We start from the raw sequence: 15,115 nt of genomic DNA, 5'->3' as shown, positions 1-15,115 counted from the left end.
GCGATCAGGCCACGGGCGGTGCCGGCGGCGCGGTCGGCGGCGCCGGGGCGGCGGGCTGCGCGGGCATAGCGCCATCGACCGGCTGGATCACGACGGCGGTGCCGTAGGCGCACATCTCGCTGAAGCTGCCGAGGGAGCCGGAGTCGAAGCGCATCGCGATCACGGCGTTCGCTCCGCGCTGCACCGCCTCGGCCCACATCCGGTTCATGACCTCGTACCGGCTCTCGTACATGAGCTGCGTGAACTCGGGGATCTCTCCTCCGCCGAGGGCTCGGAAACCCGCGGTGAAGCCCTGCCCGAAGTTCGTGGACCGCACCGTGAGGCCCATGACCTCGCCGAGCACCTGGGTCACGCGATAGCCGGGAACGTCGTTCGTCGTCACCATGAACATGCGCTCATCGTCGCACGATGGACGAGCCTGCGCACCTGTCTCTGCGTCTTGATCCGAGTCTCTGCGTCTTGATCCGAGGCCGGGCGGTGTGGCCACCCCCCTGCGCAGCGCTTCACCCCCGAGACTTCAGGCTGCGGGGTGGAATCGTTTGGGTGGTGGGTCGATGTCGCCCCATGCGTATTTAAGGGGGAGCCTCGGGTGCAGCACGTTCTGTTCCCCGCTCGGGTGGTGCAGGATGAAGTCGTGTTTCCCGTGGCGGGTGATGTGCCATCGGCCGTGGTGGAGTTGCATGTGGTGGAAGCGGCAGAGCAGGATGCCGCGGTCGATGTTCGTGTGGCCGTCGTCTCGGGCCCATTCGTCGATGTGGTGGGCTTCGCAGTAGGACGCGGGCCGGTCGCACCCGGTCCACCGGCATCCGCCGTCTCTGACAGCGAGCCCGACGCGTTGTGTCGGGGTGAACAGCCGTGATTCCCGTCCCACGTCGAGCGGGTTCCCACTCGCATCCACGGTGACGGGGAGGGTCCCGGTGTCGCAGACCCGTCGTTCGGCGACCGTGGCGGGGAGGGCGGTGAGCCCGTCTTCGGTGACCGCCACCCGGGCGGGTGCGCCGTCGCCTGTGACCTGGACGAGCCGGAGTCCGGCCTGCCGGGTGCCGAACACTGCGGCCGGGTCGGCGAGCGCTCCGGCGCGGATGAGGTCGAGGAGCAGGTCGTAGGAGAGTTGGTCGTTGGTGCGTGGATCCGCGGACAGGTCGGCCGCGGACGCCTTCTCGGTGGTGTCGACGAACCGTGGCCCGCCACGGCGGGGCCGCAACGCGGCGTTGAAGATGGTGTCGAGGTAGGCGCCGCCTTCGTCGTCGAACGCGATCGACGCCCGCCGGACACCGTCCTGGTCGAACCAGGTCCGGAACGCCCGCTTCTCATACCGGGCGAGGAACCGGGCTTCGGCGCCGTCGGGGTCGAGCAGATCACGCACGGTCCGGGCCGCAGCGGCCAGTTCTTCCACGGTCCGCCGCCCGGCTTCGTCGATGAGCTGCTCGGCGGCGTGCGCCCACGCGTCGCGGGTGGCCTGGTCGTGGGCGGCACGGTCGGCGTCAGGGCAACCGTCTGGTGCGGGTGGTGGGTCACCGAGTCCGCGGCGGATCGCGTCGAACTGCGCCGACGTCACCGCCCCTGACCGCAACCCTTCCCGCAACACCTGCCTCCAGTCCCGCGTGGTGAGCGCATCCGGCGCGGCGTCATCCGGCGTGCGGTCAGGCAACTCAGCTTCGACACCGCCCACGGCGGCGCCGTCGTCGAGCAGTGCTTCGCCCACTCGCACCTGCCGGGCAGCCTCCGTCTTCGTGACCCCGGTGAGCTGCTGCACCAAGGACACCGTTGAGGGATACCCGCGGGACTGCGCCAGCCCGCCATGACCGGCCTCGCGTGTCGAACGGCCCGCGATCACACCCGTGACGATCAACCGCAACTGATCCAGCAGCCGAACATGCTCGGAGATCTCCTCGAGCGCGGCCACCGCCGCGTCATCCGCGAGCCCCTCCACAACCGCCTGCACCTCCGACGCGCCCGCACCCGCCCCGATCCGCCCGGCCAGGGTCGGGATCAGCGCCGCGATCGCATCCAACGTCCTCATACCCCCATCCTCCCCGCCACCACCGACATTCGAACCCCAGATCAACCCAGATATCCAAACCGGGATGACTCAATCGAAGACCAAACTGTGGAGGACGATCGGCCGTCCGACGGCACCCCGCGTCGGGTCCTTCCCCACGCCTTTCCCGGAGTCCACACAGGTGCCCGACGGAGGATCGACAAGGCCCTCGACGAGGGCCTTCCGCACAGCGTCGAGCAGCCCCTTCCCCGAACACCCGCATCCCCGGAGCGAGCCCGAAACGCGGCCCCAGCCCACCGACCCGTCCACAGCCAAGCCCCCCAGGAACGGATCCGCACGATGACGATGAGCCCCCAGCACGCCGCCCGGCGCCGCATGTACCGTCGACGCCGGTGGACCGTGGGCATCATCGCCGTGGTCGTGCTCGCCCTGATCGCGGCCGCCGCGTTCGTCGCGATCACGTACGCGGACGCGAACAACGGGATCCACCGCTCCCCGATCGGCGGGCTGACCGGTCCGGAGCAGAACACGGGCGAGTCGAACATCCTGATCATGGGGCTGGACAGCCGCGTGGACGAGAACGGCAAGCCGTTCCCGCAGGCGATCTACGACCAGATCCACGCAGAGGACGCGTCGGTCGGCGGCTACAACACCAACGTGCTCATGCTGATCCACATCCCCGCGAACGGCGGCAAGGCCGTGGGGATCTCGATCCCGCGCGACGACTACGTGGACTTCCCCGACTCCCCCGACGGCGTGGACAAGGGCAAGATCAAGGAGGCCTACGGCGATGCCATGGACGCCTCGATGAAGAAGCTCGCGGACAAGAGCGTCGCCGAGGCGGATGCGTATCAGCAGTCCCGCACGGCGGCGCGGCAGAGCACGATCAAGACGGTGTCGGCGTTCCTCGGCGGGGTGCGGATCGATCACTTCGTCGAGGTGACGATGGCCGCGTTCTACGAGGTGGCGCAGGCCGTGCAGCCGATCACGGTGTGCCTGAACCACGCGACGGCCGACACCTTCTCAGGTGCCGATTTCCCCGCCGGGGTGCAGGAGCTGAACGCCGCGCAGTCAATGGCGTTCGTGCGGCAGCGTCGCGACACCACCTCGAGCGACTTCGATATGACAGACCTCGACCGCACCCGGCGCCAGCAGGCGTTCATGGTGTCGCTGGCCGTGAAGCTCAAGCAGGCGTCGACCTTCACCGACTTCGGCAAGCTGCAGAAGCTGATCGACGTCGCGAAGAAGGACGTGGCGATGGACGACAAGCTGGATCTGCTGTCGTTCGCCCAGCAGGCGCAAAGCTTGGCCGGCGGGAACATCTCGTTCGTGACGCTGCCGATCGACCACTTCGACACGATCGACGGGCAGAGCGTGAACATCGTCGACGTCGACGCGATCCGGGCGCAGGTGCACGACCTGCTGAACCCGCCGACACCGACCGCCGCACCGTCGTCGTCTCCCGCGTCGTCCTCCGGATCCGATTCCTCCGGGTCCTCGGGATCCACCGGCGCCTCGGGATCCGGTTCCACCCCGGCGCCGCACCCGGTCTACACGGACTCGTCGTCGCCTCTGCAGTCGGGCAACGTGCCCTGCGTGAACTGACCGCGCTGCGGGTGGTGAACGCCGGTCTTACTGGACGTAGGGCACGGTCAGCACCGCGTCCGCGAACCCCGGCGCCGAGAAGCGGATCGTGATCACGCCGTCCCAGAACGCGGACCCGTTGTTCGGCGTCTCCGCGCCGTACATGAAGCCGTTCGCCGTGGATCCGTCATAGCTGGAGACGACCGGCGCCTGTGACGAGCCGGCAGGGACGATCGTCTCGAACACGAACATCTGGTGGAGCTGGTCGTCGGGCGCGCCCGTCACCGTGGTCCAGCCCACGATGCCGGCGTCTCCGCCAGGGATGTTGCCCTTGTAGAGGTAGAGGCCCTGGGCCGCGGCGTTGGATCCCGTGCCCTGCCATGTGACGGTCGCCGACACGGTCGTCGCCGTCGGCGCCGTCTGAGACAGCTGGAGCACGCCGCTGAGACGGAACTCCGAACTCCACTGGGGTCCCGTGAACGTGAGCGCGACGCCGGCGGCATCGATCGCGGCGACGCTCGCCGCGCTGAACGGAACCGCGACCGCCGCCATGACGACGGGCGTGCTCCACGCCGCGGCACGGAGCACCGTGCGCCGGGAGAGCATGCCGCGGGAAGGGTGTGCGGGGGCGTCGGTCATCGTTGTCTTTCACTGCGACGGCGGGCTGCAGCCGGTGGGGAGCCGACGCACGCAGCATCCTATGGCGTCGACACGCCCGGCCGCACTACGGTGATCCTCGTGAGCCGCGCAGCCAAGGTCGCCACCGGTGTCGCGGCCGCTGCCGTCGTCGAGGGCCTGGTCGTGCTCGCCTACCCCGCCTTCGCCGCGCTCGGCGGTCTTGAGCATCCGAGCGCGAGCGCGGTGTCCACGGCCGAGCCGAAGACCGCGCCCGATCCCTCGCCCTCGCCCTGTGCTCACGCATCGAGCAGGAATCGAGAAGCCCCGCCGCGCCCGCGTTCCTAGCCTCGAGGCATGAACATTCACCGCATCACCATCGAGACCGCCTCCGACGCCGTGCCGGCGGCCGAGACCTTCTACCGGGACGCCCTCGGCCTCGCGGACCGCGTCGGCGTACGCGCCACCTCCGCACCGAGCACCGGCTTCCGCGGCTTCGCGCCGTCGCTGATCTTCGTCCAGCCGGGCGATGTCGACGCGGCTGGCGAGCGGGCGCTGGCCGCCGGCGCGACGGTCATCAAGCCTGTCGCGAAGAGCCTCTGGGGTTACGGCGGCTCGTTCCTGGCGCCCGACGGCACGGCATGGCAGATCGCGAGCGCGAACAAGACCGCCACCGCACCCGCCACGGGAGAGGTCGAGCGGTTCGTCCTGCTGCTCGGCGTCGACAACGTCAAGGCCAGCAAGCGCTTCTACCAGGACCAGGGCCTGGCCGTCGCGAAGAGCTTCCCCTCCTACGTGGAGTTCGACTCCGGCGACGTGAAGCTCGCCCTCTACAAACGTTCCTCCCTCGCCAAGCAGGTCGGCATCGATCCGAGCGGCAGCGGGGCGCACCGCCTCGCGGTCGTCGCGGACGGGACCTTCACCGACCCCGACGGCTACGCGTGGCTCACCGCGGAGAGCACCGTCAGCGCAGGGTGAGCGCGGGAGGGGCGCCGGGATCCGGGTGAGCGCGGGAGGGGTGCCGGGATCCGGGTGAGTCCGCGAGGACGCGGCGTTTCGTCTCGCTCCGCTCGCTCAACGACCAGGGGTGCGTGAGCGCGCCGCGTTTCGTCTCGCTGCGCTCGCTCAACGGCCCCCCGGGGGGGTGGTGGGGCGTGTCATCGTTCGTCACACCCGGGTCCGGAATATCAGCAGACGCATAGCGTTGCAGACATCCGGCGCCGTCCACGCGCCGCCCCGTCTCCCGCGCATCCCCGCGCTCCGACTTGGAGTCTCCATGAGCACCTCTACTCCGACCGCACGACGCCCGAAGGCGCCGGATACGCGCGGTCCCGTCCGCAAGCTGCTGACCTCGTTCGGCTTCCAGATCCTCGCCGCGCTCGTGCTCGGCATCGCGGCGGGCCTCATCGGGCGCCAGCTGGGAGCGACGCACGACACCCACACCGTGCTGTCCGACACGCTCGACAAGATCGGCGGCTCGTACGTCACGCTGCTGCGCGCGGCCGTGGTGCCCCTCATCTTCACCGCGATCGTCGCGAGCATCTCCAACCTGCGCCGGGTGCAGAACGCCGCCCGCCTCGCCGGCCAGACCATCCTCTGGTTCGCGATCACCGCGTTCATCGCGGTCTCGATCGGCATCGTGCTCGGAATCACGATCCAGCCCGGCGCGCACGCCGGCACCGGTCTGGAGAAGGGCGCCGTCGCGACCCAGGGCACCTGGTGGAACTTCCTCCTCGGCCTGATCCCGCAGAACTTCCTCGGCCTCGCCGTCAACACGACCGCGGGACCCACAGACGGAACGTTCGTCTCCGGCGTGAACTTCAACATCCTCCAGGTCATCGTCGTCGCGGCGGTCGTCGGCATCGCCGCGCTCAAGGCGGGTCGCAAGGCCGAGCCGTTCCTCGTCTTCACGGAGTCCCTGCTCAAGGTCATCCAGCGCGTGCTGTGGTGGATCATCCGCATCGCCCCACTCGGCACCTTCGGTCTCATCGGATCGGCCGTCATCAACTACGGCTGGGACAAGCTGACCTCGCTCGCCTGGTTCGCCGGCGCGATCTACATCGGCCTCGCGCTCGTGCTGTTCGTGGTCTACCCGATCCTGGTGAAGACGCACGGCCTCTCGGTCAAGCAGTACTTCACGGGCGTGTGGCCCGCCGTGCAGCTGGGCTTCGTGAGCCGCAGCTCGATCGGCACGCTCCCGCTCACCGAGCGCGTGACCGAGCGCAACCTCGGCGTGCCTCGCGGTTACGCGTCGTTCGCCGTGCCGCTCGGCGCCACCACGAAGATGGACGGCTGCGCCGCGATCTACCCGGCTCTCGCCGCGATCTTCGTCGCCCAGTTCTTCCACATCGACCTGAACATCATGCAGTACATCCTGATCGTGATCGTCTCGGTGGTCGGATCCGCCGCGACCGCCGGCACCACCGGCGCGATCGTGATGCTCACGCTCACGCTGTCGACCCTGGGCCTGCCGCTCGAGGGCGTCGGCCTGCTGCTCGCGATCGACCCGATCCTCGACATGGGCCGCACCGCGGTGAACGTCGCCGGCCAGGCGCTCGTCCCGACGATCGTCGCCAAGCGCGAGGGCATTCTCGACCTCGACCTCTACAACGCGCCGCGCAACGGCCTGCCGTTCGCCGAGGACATCGACGACGAGGCCCCGGAATCCGCCGAGTCCGCCGCCGACGAGGCCGCGGACGCCGGCTCGCCGGAGGACGCCGCTGCGGCGGCAGGATCCGCTGACGCTGAGGAGACCGCTTCGGTGCGCTGATCTGCCACGTGCATGAGAAGGCCCTCGGATCCCCTTTCGGATCCGAGGGCCTTTGCCGTGCGGCCTTCGTTTTTACGCGATTCACGACTCCATCAACGGCAGTTCGAGATCGAAGGCGAGCACGATCGCATGAGCCAGCCGGCGCTCCTGCTCTTCGGAGAGGAACCCGATCGTGCGTCCGAGGCTCGCGCTCGGGATCGTCACGAGGTTGTCGATCGATGCCGCACAGGCGTGGTCAAGCCCGTTCTGCGCCCCGAGGAGCACCTCGCTGCTGAGCCCCTTCACGGTCGTGGTGATGGGTGCGACCGTGACCTTGGTCATCGCCGCCCGCGCCACCTCGCGCGTCAGCACCAGCACGGGACGGGTCTTGTCGAGCCGCGCGAGGCAGATCTCGCGCATCAGTCGTCGAGCTCCGCGCGTCCGGCCGTCCAGTCGACGAGTCCATCGAGGTCGTCCGCCGCCCCCTCCCGCCGCAGGATCTCGACATCGCGCTCGGCGAGGAGCCGACGCATCTCGCGTTCGAGTGCGGATGCCACGACCGCGGCGCGGCTGCTCGCCCGCCCGGCGGAGACCTCCCGATCGAGGAACTCCACGACAGGATCCGGCAGGCGCACAGCGATCTGGGTGCTCATGCCGTCATCATACCCCTGTGAATCCCGAAGTGGGATGCATTCCTGAGGGTGAGTATCCGGCCTCAGCGCTCCGCCGTCGGGCTGGCCAGGCGGGTGTCGAGGGCGAGCTCCTCGGCGTCCATCGCGGTGATGAGCTCGCGCATGACCTCCTCGTTGAGCTCGCCCGCGTCGCGCTCGGCGATGAGGACGTCGCGGCGCACCTGCAACCAGCCCTTGGACAGCCCGACGAGCTCGTCGCGGCTGGGGCGCGGCATCCGGTCCTCCTCGCGCTGGCCCTTCTCGGTGTCGCGCTCGACGCGGGTGAACCGCTGCGCGAAGCGGTCGAAGCCGGCGAGCGCCTCTGGTCCGTACTCCGCCTCCCAGGCCTTGCGCTTGGCGTCGAGGAAGACCTTGCCCGCCTCGCGCGTCCTGGCTCGGACCTGGGCGAGCTGACGCCGGTCCTCGTCGTCCTCGTCGCTCACGTCGGCGACCCCGAGCCCGTTGATCAGCAGCGGCAGCGTGAGCCCCTGCAGCAGCAGGGTGCCGACCGTCACCACGAACGCAACGACGACGATCGCGTGCGCGGCGCCGGAGTCGAGACCGGCCAGGTCCGCCGCGGCGAGCGCGGTCGCCAGGGTGACCACGCCGCGCATACCGGCCCAGGAGATCACCGCATTGTCCCGCCAGCTCAGCTGCGACTCGCGGAAGCGCTCGCGCAGCTGCTCCTCGCTGGGTCGCCTGCGGCTCGACCAGCCCCTCCGCGCCCGTTTCTCCTCGACCGCCTGCATCCGCTGCTCGAGCTGCCCCGACTCCAGCGCGCGCTCGAACTGGCGCAGCCGCAGCTTCGACCAGAACGCGCCCCACGCCGACGCCGGGTACACGAACAGCGGTCGCACGAGCAGCACGGCCACGAACACCGCGGCCGACAGCCACAGCACGCCGGCGACCTGGGTCGCGCCCAGCTCGGCGATCACCGGCGGCAGCTGCAGCCCGATGTACGCGAAGACGAACGCCTCCAGCAGGAAGTCGGCCGAGAGCCAGATCGGCGCCTCCTGCATGCGCGTGGAGTAGCTCGTGCGCGGCGCGTTGTAGCCGACCACCAGCCCCATCGCGACGACGCCGAGAACTCCGGATCCGCCCAGGTGCTCCGTGATCGCGTACACCCCGAACGGCGCGAGCAGCCCGAACGTTCCGATGACGACCGGATCCGAGATCCTCATGCGCAGCTGATGCATGCCGAGGCCGGCGACCACGCCGATCGCGACCCCGACCACGACCGCCACGACGAATTGCCAGACGCCGCCGCCCAGGCTGATCGTCGCGCCGGCCACGATCGCCGCGAACACGCGGTACAGCGTCAGCGAGGTCGCGTCGTTGATCAGGCTCTCCCCCGACAGCACCGTCATCACCCGGCGCGGCAGTCCGAGCCTGCGGCCGATCGCCGCGGCGGAGACGGCATCGGGCGGTGCGACGATCGCACCGAGCAACAGCGCCCCCGGCAGGGTCAGGGACGGCATGATGAGCCACGCGATCAGCCCCACCACGGCCGTGGTCACGACGACCAGGCCGACGCCGAGCCGACGGATCTGCGGCATGCTGCGACGGAAGCTCACAAACGAGACGTCCAGCGACGCGGAGTACAGCAGCGGCGGCAGCACGAGGTTCAGCAGCACGTGCCCGTCGATGCGCAGGTTGGGCACGGCGGGGATGAAGGACACGGCGAGCGCGACGACCGTCACGAGCAGCGGCGCGGGCCAGCCCCTCCAGCGCGCGAACGCCGCGACGACCACCGATCCGACCAGCACGTAGAAGATCTCGGGATCCATGCCGTCAGGCTAGCGGGGCGCCGCTGTCGCGCCGCTTTCCGATCACTGTCGAGGGCGATCCGGATCCGGTCCGGCCGTGTCCCCACTTCTGGCCAGACCGTGTCCCACTTCTGGTCAGACCGTGTCCCATTTCCGGCAGACTCGGAGCCCCGGAACCGACCAGAAGTGGGACACGGTCGAGGGATCCGGATCCGCTACCGCCCGGCCGTCAGGATCCGCACGACCTCCTCGTCGGGCGTCTGCCGGAAGTCGACGTAGTGCATGCCCACCGCCATGAAGTCCTCCGGCGCTTCGAGGCAGACGACCTCGTCGGCGTCCGGATCCGGCCCGGCCCGCAGCTCCTCGAGCGCCTCCGGCGGCGCGACCGGCACGGCGACGACGACCCGCGCCGCTCCCCTGGCGCGCGCGATCGCGCAGGCCGCTCGCACCGTGGCGCCTGTGGCGATGCCGTCGTCGACGATGAGCGCGGTGCGTCCGGCGAGCGGCTCTGGCGCACGCCCGCCGCGGAACAGTCCCGCTCTGCGCTCCACTTCGGTGCGTTCACGGCGCTCGGCTCCACGCAGGGTCTGCGCGTCGACCCCGGCGGCGCGCACGACGTCGGGATTGCGCACCGCGGCGTCCTCCTCGCCGACGGCGCCCATCGCGAGCTCGGGCTGCCACGGCACCCCGACCTTGCGCACGACGAGCACATCGAGCGGCGCGCCGAGCGCTCGCGCCACCTCCGCCGCCACCGGAACGCCGCCGCGGGGCAGACCGAGCACGACCGCATCGGCAGGCGGATCCGCCTCCAGCAGCGCGGCGAGCCGCCGCCCGGCGTCGGCGCGATCCGCGAACCCGTGCATGCTTCCGGACTACGCCGATGCGGACGCGCGGTCAAGGGCGCGCTTCCCCCCGGGACCGTCGGCGCGCCTCCCTCGGGGTCGTCGGCGCGCCTCCCCTCGGGGTCGTTGAGCGAAGACCGGCGCAGCCGGAGTGAGCCGAGACGCGGCGCTCTCGCGGTGCGGCTCCGCCAAGGCACCACCTGCCGTCTCGGTCGCCTGCGGCCGGTTCCTGTGCCCGGCGAAAGGCGCGCAACGACCCCGAAGGCGACGGATCCGGAATGCGCCCCGTATCCCCCGCGTTGTCGAAAACGATGTCTACTCTCGCGCTCTCCGTCCTCGACCTCGTCCCGGTGCGCACCGGGCAGACCAGCGCTCAGGCGGTGTCGTCGTCGCTCGCCCTCGCCGCGCGCGCCGACGAACTCGGCTATCGGCGGTACTGGTTCGCCGAGCACCACAACATGCCGGCCGTCGCCTCGACCACCCCGCCCGTGCTGATCGCCGCGGCCGCCGCGCGCACCCAGCGCATCCGCGTCGGATCCGGTGGGGTCATGCTGCCGAACCACGCTCCGCTCATCGTCGCGGAGCAGTTCGCCGCGCTCGAAGCGATCGCGCCGGGCCGGATCGACCTCGGCATCGGCCGCGCCCCGGGCAGCGATCCGGTGATCACCCAGCTGCTGCGCGCCGCAGGGACCGCCGGCGACGTCGAGCGCTTCCCCGATCACGTGCAGGACATCGCACTCATGCTGCAGCCCGACGGCGCCACCGTGCAGTTCACCTCGGGCGGCGAGTACGCGGTGCGCTCCACGCCCGCCGCGACGGGCGCCCCCGAGGTGTGGCTGCTCGGATCCAGCGACTACTCCGCGCAGCTCGCGGCCTCGCTCGGCCTGCCGTACGTGTTCGCGAACCACTTCTCCGGCCAGGGCCTCGACCGCGCCCTCTCGCTCTACCGCGAGGGCTTCCGGCCGACCGAGGCGCACCCAGAGCCGCGCACCTTCCTCACTGCGAACGTCGTCGCAGCGCCCACCGCGGAGGAGGCGGCGGACCGCGCGATCCCGCAGCTGCGGATGATGGCGCGGCTGCGGCTGAACCGCCCGCTCACCCCGCTGGAGACGGTGGAGCAGGCCCGCGCGGCCCTCGCCGCGAACCCGGACCCGCAGGAGGAGCAGATCCACGCCGCCGCGCTCGCGAACTGGTTCGTCGGCGATGGCGCGACCGTCCGCGGGCAGCTCGACGCCTTCGCGGAGAAGCACGGCGTCGAGGAGATCATGGTCTCCCCCGTCGCCGGATCCTTCGCCGACGAGGATCCCGACCGCACCCCCGGTCGCACCCAGACGCTGGAGCTGCTCGCCGGCTGACGCGCGGCGCTGGCCGGCGGGGAACCAACACCCGGATTGACGTTCAGGTCGCAGTTTCCGTCCCCAAGACCCTCAGATTGCCGCAGAAAATGCGACCTGAACGGAAGACCTGCGACCCGCGCAGGAACACGGCGCCCCGCACGGAAGAAGGCGCGCCCGCCGTAGAGGGCGAGGGTGCTCGAGCTCGAACCCGCCCTCGTCGACCGCGCCGCGGCACTCGCCCGGCGCGGCGATCGCGTGGTGCTGAGGGTCGTCGGCGAACCAGGATCCGGCAAGACACGACGCTCGCCCTGGCGCTGAAAGCGGCCCTCGAGAGCCGGAGCGTGCCCGTTACGTGGCTGCCGATGGACGGCTTCCACCTCGGCGAACGGATCCACGCCCGCAGAGGGCTGGCGGACCTGATCGTCCCCGTCGCCCGACACCCGGCCAAGGTCGGCGACCTCGACGTCGTCCGTGGGAGCCGGTTCGACCCGGCGACCGGCTCAGCCTCGACCGGCCCGGCCGGGGTTACGCCTCGGGCTCGCCCGCGATGAGGCCGCGCAGCCAGTCGCGCGCCTCGACGAACACGTCGTCCGCGTACCGCTCGGGGTACTGCACGATGCGCCGGTCGGCACGAGGATACGAGCCGAGGTAGACGACCCGCGGGCTGAACCGGCGGATGCCGAGCAGCGCATCGGCCATCCGCTCGTCCTGGACGTGACCGTCCGCGTCGAGCACGAACCGGTACCGACCCAGCTCGTCGCCGATGGGGCGGGACTGCAGCAGGGACAGGTTGATGCCGCGCGTGGAGAACTGCTCCAGCAGTTCGAGCAGGGCGCCCGCGTGGTCCACGGGCAGCTCCACGATGAGCGAGGTCTTGTCGGCGCCGGTCGGCGGGGCGGGCGCCACAGTGCGCGAGACCAGCACGAACCGGGTCACGGCGTTGTCGTTGTCGCCGATGCCGTCGGCGAGGAGCTCGAGCTCGTGGTGCTGCACGATCCCGGGCGCCGCGATCGCGGCGTCGGCCGTCAGCGTGCCGTCCAGGATCCCCAGCGCCGACGCCACGTTGCTCGCGGCGGGGACGTGCTGGTGCTTCGGGATGTGCTCGCCGAGCCAGCCGTAGCACTGGGCGTAGGCGACGGGGTGCGCGGCGATGACCGTGACGTCCTCGATCCTGGTGCCGGGCGCCGCGACCAGCACGAAGTCGACCTTCACCAGGTACTCGCCGACGATCCGCAGGCCGGGCAGCGTCGCCAGCGCGTCCAGGGTCGTGGTGACCCCGCCCTCGACCGAGTTCTCGATCGCGATCATCGCGGCATCGCTGCGCCCCTCGAGCACGTCCGCGAGCGCCTCGCCCACGTTGTGCACGGGACGCCACTCGTGCCCGCGCGCCTCGGGCACCTGCTCCAGAGCCGCTTCGGTGAACGTCCCCGCGGGGCCGAGATAGCTGTAGGTACGGCGGGCGGGGGCGGCATCGGTCACGGCGTTCAGCCTAGTCCGGGGCGCGGCCGCCCCACCGGTCGATGACGCGAACGACGGCACGATCCCGTCACGGGCGCACGAGAGGATTCCGGATCCGGTCCTGCACCCGCGCGGATCGTGCATTCGTGCCCATGATCCGGCGAACGAGGTCGGCGCCCGGTGCACCGGCGGCCGCCGCGCGCCGAAACGATGATGCGATCCGGGGCCCGCCGGGGCAGACTAGCTGCATGACGAGCCGTGCCGGCCTCCCCGCGGAGGAAAGCGACCTGATCGACGTCGACGAGCTGATCGCCGCCTACTACGACCGGATCCCGGATCCGAAGGTCTCCACGGAGAGAGTCGTGTTCGGCACGAGCGGACATCGCGGGTCTTCGTTGAGCGGCAGCTTCAACGAGCAGCACATCCTCGCCACGACCCAGGCGATCGTCGACTACCGCACGGCGCAGGGCATCACCGGCCCGCTCTTCCTCGGCCGCGACACGCACGCGCTCAGCCGCCCGGCCGAGCGCAGCGCGATCGAGGTGCTCGTCGCGAACGACGTCGACGTGCTCGTCGACTCCCGGGACGCCTGGGTGCCGACGCCCGCGCTCAGCCACGCGATCCTCACCTACAACCGCGACCGCTCCGACGACGAGCCCGGCCGCGCCGACGGCATCGTAGTCACCCCGTCGCACAACCCGCCCCGCGACGGCGGCTTCAAGTACAACCCCCCGCACGGCGGCCCCGCCGACACCGACGCGACGGGCTGGATCGCGAACCGCGCGAACGAGCTCATCGAGGCCGGGCTCGAGGGCGTGAAGCGCACCCGCTTCGCCGACATCGACGCGGACAGCCTGGGCACCTACGACTTCCGCGACGGCTACGTCCGCGATCTGCCATCGATCATCGACGTCGAGGCGATCAAGCGCGCGGGCGTCAGGATCGGGGCGGATCCGCTCGGCGGCGCCTCGGTCGAGTACTGGGCCCTCATCGGCGAGATGCACGGCCTCGACCTCACCGTGGTGAACCCCGAGGTCGACCCGACCTGGCGCTTCATGACCCTGGACTGGGACGAGAAGATCCGGATGGATCCGTCCTCCCCCTCCGCGATGGCGTCGCTGGTCGCGAAGAAGGGCGACTACGACGTGCTCACGGGCAACGACGCCGACGCCGACCGGCACGGCATCGTGACCCCGGATGCGGGCCTGATGAACCCGAACCACTACCTCGCGGTCGCGATCGACTACCTGTTCTCGCACCGCGAGGGCTGGGGCCGCGACGCCGCGATCGGCAAGACGCTGGTGTCGTCCATGATCATCGACCGCGTCGCGGAGTCGCTCGGCCGGCGTCTGCTCGAGGTCCCCGTCGGGTTCAAGTGGTTCGTGCCGGGGCTCCTCGACGGATCCGTCGCGTTCGGAGGCGAGGAGTCGGCCGGGGCGTCGTTCCTGCGCAGGGACGGATCCGTGTGGTCGACCGACAAGGACGGCATCCTGCTCTGCCTGCTCGCCGCGGAGATCATCGCCGTGACCGGCAAGACGCCGTCGGAGCGCTATCGCGAGCTCGAGGAGGCGTTCGGCGCCTCCGCGTATCAGCGCGTGGACGCCCCCGCGACGCCCGAGCAGAAGGCCACGCTCGGCAGGCTGTCGCCGGAATCGGTCACCGCGACAGAGCTCGCCGGCGAGCCGATCACGGCCAAGCTCTCGCACGCGCCCGGAAACGGCGCGGCGATCGGGGGGCTCAAGGTGCAGACCGAGCACGCCTGGTTCGCTGCGCGCCCGTCCGGCACGGAGGACGTCTACAAGCTCTACGCCGAGTCGCTGCTCGGCCCCGAGCACCTCGCCCGCGTGCAGGAAGAGGCCAGGGCGGTCGTGAGCGCCGCGCTCGGGGGCTGATCCGGCTCGGGGCTCCTGCCGTGTCCCGGTTTCGGCGCTACCGTGTCCCGGTTTTGGCCCTACCATGTCCCAGTTTCGGTGCAGCCGTGTCCCGGTTTCGGCCCTACCATGTCCCAGTTTCGGCGCAGAACCGCCCGGTTTCGGAGCCGAAAGTGGGACAAGGTAGTCCGGGCTGCCCCCGGGGCCGATCACCCGGTCC

Annotated in this window: 15 protein-coding genes; 7 read left to right on the top strand and 8 right to left on the bottom strand. The window is 70.7% G+C overall.

The genetic code is table 11. From position 1 onward, the window contains the following. Positions 1-4: 4 nt before the first annotated feature. On the bottom strand, positions 5-391 hold the full coding sequence (locus tag ACFC1J_RS05770; protein WP_375903345.1) for a YbjQ family protein: 387 nt from the start codon (positions 389-391) through the stop codon (positions 5-7). A 126-nt stretch (positions 392-517) separates the two neighbouring features. After that, complete coding sequence (locus tag ACFC1J_RS05765) at positions 518-2,023, bottom strand: DUF222 domain-containing protein (protein ID WP_375903343.1); 1,506 nt, start codon at positions 2,021-2,023, stop codon at positions 518-520. Positions 2,024-2,341: 318 nt separating this feature from the next. Between ACFC1J_RS05765 and ACFC1J_RS05760 the strand changes: the two genes are divergently transcribed. Continuing rightward, positions 2,342-3,607: an LCP family protein gene (locus ACFC1J_RS05760; RefSeq protein WP_375903341.1), complete on the top strand. Its 1,266-nt coding sequence runs from the start codon at positions 2,342-2,344 to the stop codon at positions 3,605-3,607. 27 nt (positions 3,608-3,634) lie between these two features. On the opposite strand, the gene ACFC1J_RS05755 is transcribed toward ACFC1J_RS05760, so the two are convergent. Then, positions 3,635-4,225: a hypothetical protein gene (locus ACFC1J_RS05755; RefSeq protein WP_375903339.1), complete on the bottom strand. Its 591-nt coding sequence runs from the start codon at positions 4,223-4,225 to the stop codon at positions 3,635-3,637. Positions 4,226-4,324: 99 nt separating this feature from the next. On the opposite strand from ACFC1J_RS05755, the gene ACFC1J_RS05750 reads away from it, so the two are divergent. The 3 genes from ACFC1J_RS05750 to ACFC1J_RS05740 all read left to right on the top strand — a co-directional run bounded on the left by ACFC1J_RS05750 (position 4,325) and on the right by ACFC1J_RS05740 (position 6,971). Continuing rightward, entirely contained in the window at positions 4,325-4,549 is a 225-nt protein-coding gene (locus ACFC1J_RS05750; protein ID WP_375903337.1) for a hypothetical protein, read from the top strand. 9 nt (positions 4,550-4,558) lie between these two features. Next, positions 4,559-5,179 carry a glyoxalase gene (locus ACFC1J_RS05745; RefSeq protein WP_375903335.1) on the top strand — a complete coding sequence of 207 codons (621 nt, stop codon included), beginning with the start codon at positions 4,559-4,561 and terminating at the stop codon, positions 5,177-5,179. A gap of 298 nt (positions 5,180-5,477) precedes the next feature. Then, the gene (locus tag ACFC1J_RS05740; RefSeq protein ID WP_375903333.1) at positions 5,478-6,971 is read left to right on the top strand and encodes a dicarboxylate/amino acid:cation symporter; all 1,494 of its coding nucleotides are present in this window, start codon (positions 5,478-5,480) and stop codon (positions 6,969-6,971) included. A gap of 81 nt (positions 6,972-7,052) precedes the next feature. Here the strand turns inward: ACFC1J_RS05740 and ACFC1J_RS05735 are convergent, their stop codons facing one another. From ACFC1J_RS05735 to ACFC1J_RS05720, 4 genes are all read right to left on the bottom strand, one after another. Then, positions 7,053-7,370, bottom strand: coding sequence for a type II toxin-antitoxin system PemK/MazF family toxin (locus ACFC1J_RS05735; protein ID WP_045270768.1), 318 nt, complete (start codon positions 7,368-7,370; stop codon positions 7,053-7,055). Next, the gene (locus ACFC1J_RS05730) at positions 7,370-7,603 is read right to left on the bottom strand and encodes a hypothetical protein (RefSeq protein WP_045270769.1); all 234 of its coding nucleotides are present in this window, start codon (positions 7,601-7,603) and stop codon (positions 7,370-7,372) included. Before ACFC1J_RS05730 ends, ACFC1J_RS05735 begins: the two co-directional genes overlap by 1 nt. 62 nt (positions 7,604-7,665) lie before the next feature. Continuing rightward, positions 7,666-9,408 carry a cation:proton antiporter gene (locus ACFC1J_RS05725; protein ID WP_375903331.1) on the bottom strand — a complete coding sequence of 581 codons (1,743 nt, stop codon included), beginning with the start codon at positions 9,406-9,408 and terminating at the stop codon, positions 7,666-7,668. Between the two features lie 194 nt (positions 9,409-9,602). Continuing rightward, complete coding sequence (locus ACFC1J_RS05720; RefSeq protein ID WP_375903329.1) at positions 9,603-10,250, bottom strand: phosphoribosyltransferase; 648 nt, start codon at positions 10,248-10,250, stop codon at positions 9,603-9,605. 290 nt (positions 10,251-10,540) lie between these two features. On the opposite strand from ACFC1J_RS05720, the gene ACFC1J_RS05715 reads away from it, so the two are divergent. Together ACFC1J_RS05715 and ACFC1J_RS05710 are read left to right on the top strand one after the other, a co-directional pair. Then, complete coding sequence (locus ACFC1J_RS05715) at positions 10,541-11,584, top strand: LLM class flavin-dependent oxidoreductase (protein WP_375903327.1); 1,044 nt, start codon at positions 10,541-10,543, stop codon at positions 11,582-11,584. A gap of 174 nt (positions 11,585-11,758) precedes the next feature. Continuing rightward, positions 11,759-11,884 (top strand): hypothetical protein, encoded by a 126-nt coding sequence (locus ACFC1J_RS05710; RefSeq protein WP_375903325.1) that lies wholly within the window; start codon positions 11,759-11,761, stop codon positions 11,882-11,884. Between the two features lie 207 nt (positions 11,885-12,091). On the opposite strand, the gene pheA is transcribed toward ACFC1J_RS05710, so the two are convergent. Further along, positions 12,092-13,054 carry a prephenate dehydratase gene (pheA, locus tag ACFC1J_RS05705; protein WP_375903647.1) on the bottom strand — a complete coding sequence of 321 codons (963 nt, stop codon included), beginning with the start codon at positions 13,052-13,054 and terminating at the stop codon, positions 12,092-12,094. A 218-nt stretch (positions 13,055-13,272) separates the two neighbouring features. On the opposite strand from pheA, the gene pgm reads away from it, so the two are divergent. Beyond that, complete coding sequence (pgm, locus tag ACFC1J_RS05700) at positions 13,273-14,916, top strand: phosphoglucomutase (alpha-D-glucose-1,6-bisphosphate-dependent) (RefSeq protein ID WP_375903323.1); 1,644 nt, start codon at positions 13,273-13,275, stop codon at positions 14,914-14,916. Positions 14,917-15,115: the final 199 nt, after the last annotated feature.

Source organism: Microbacterium sp. NPDC056052, assembly GCF_042266785.1.
GTDB lineage: Bacteria > Actinomycetota > Actinomycetes > Actinomycetales > Microbacteriaceae > Microbacterium.
Note: the sequence above shows the minus strand (reverse complement) of the source record. Positions and strands in the feature narration are given on the sequence as shown.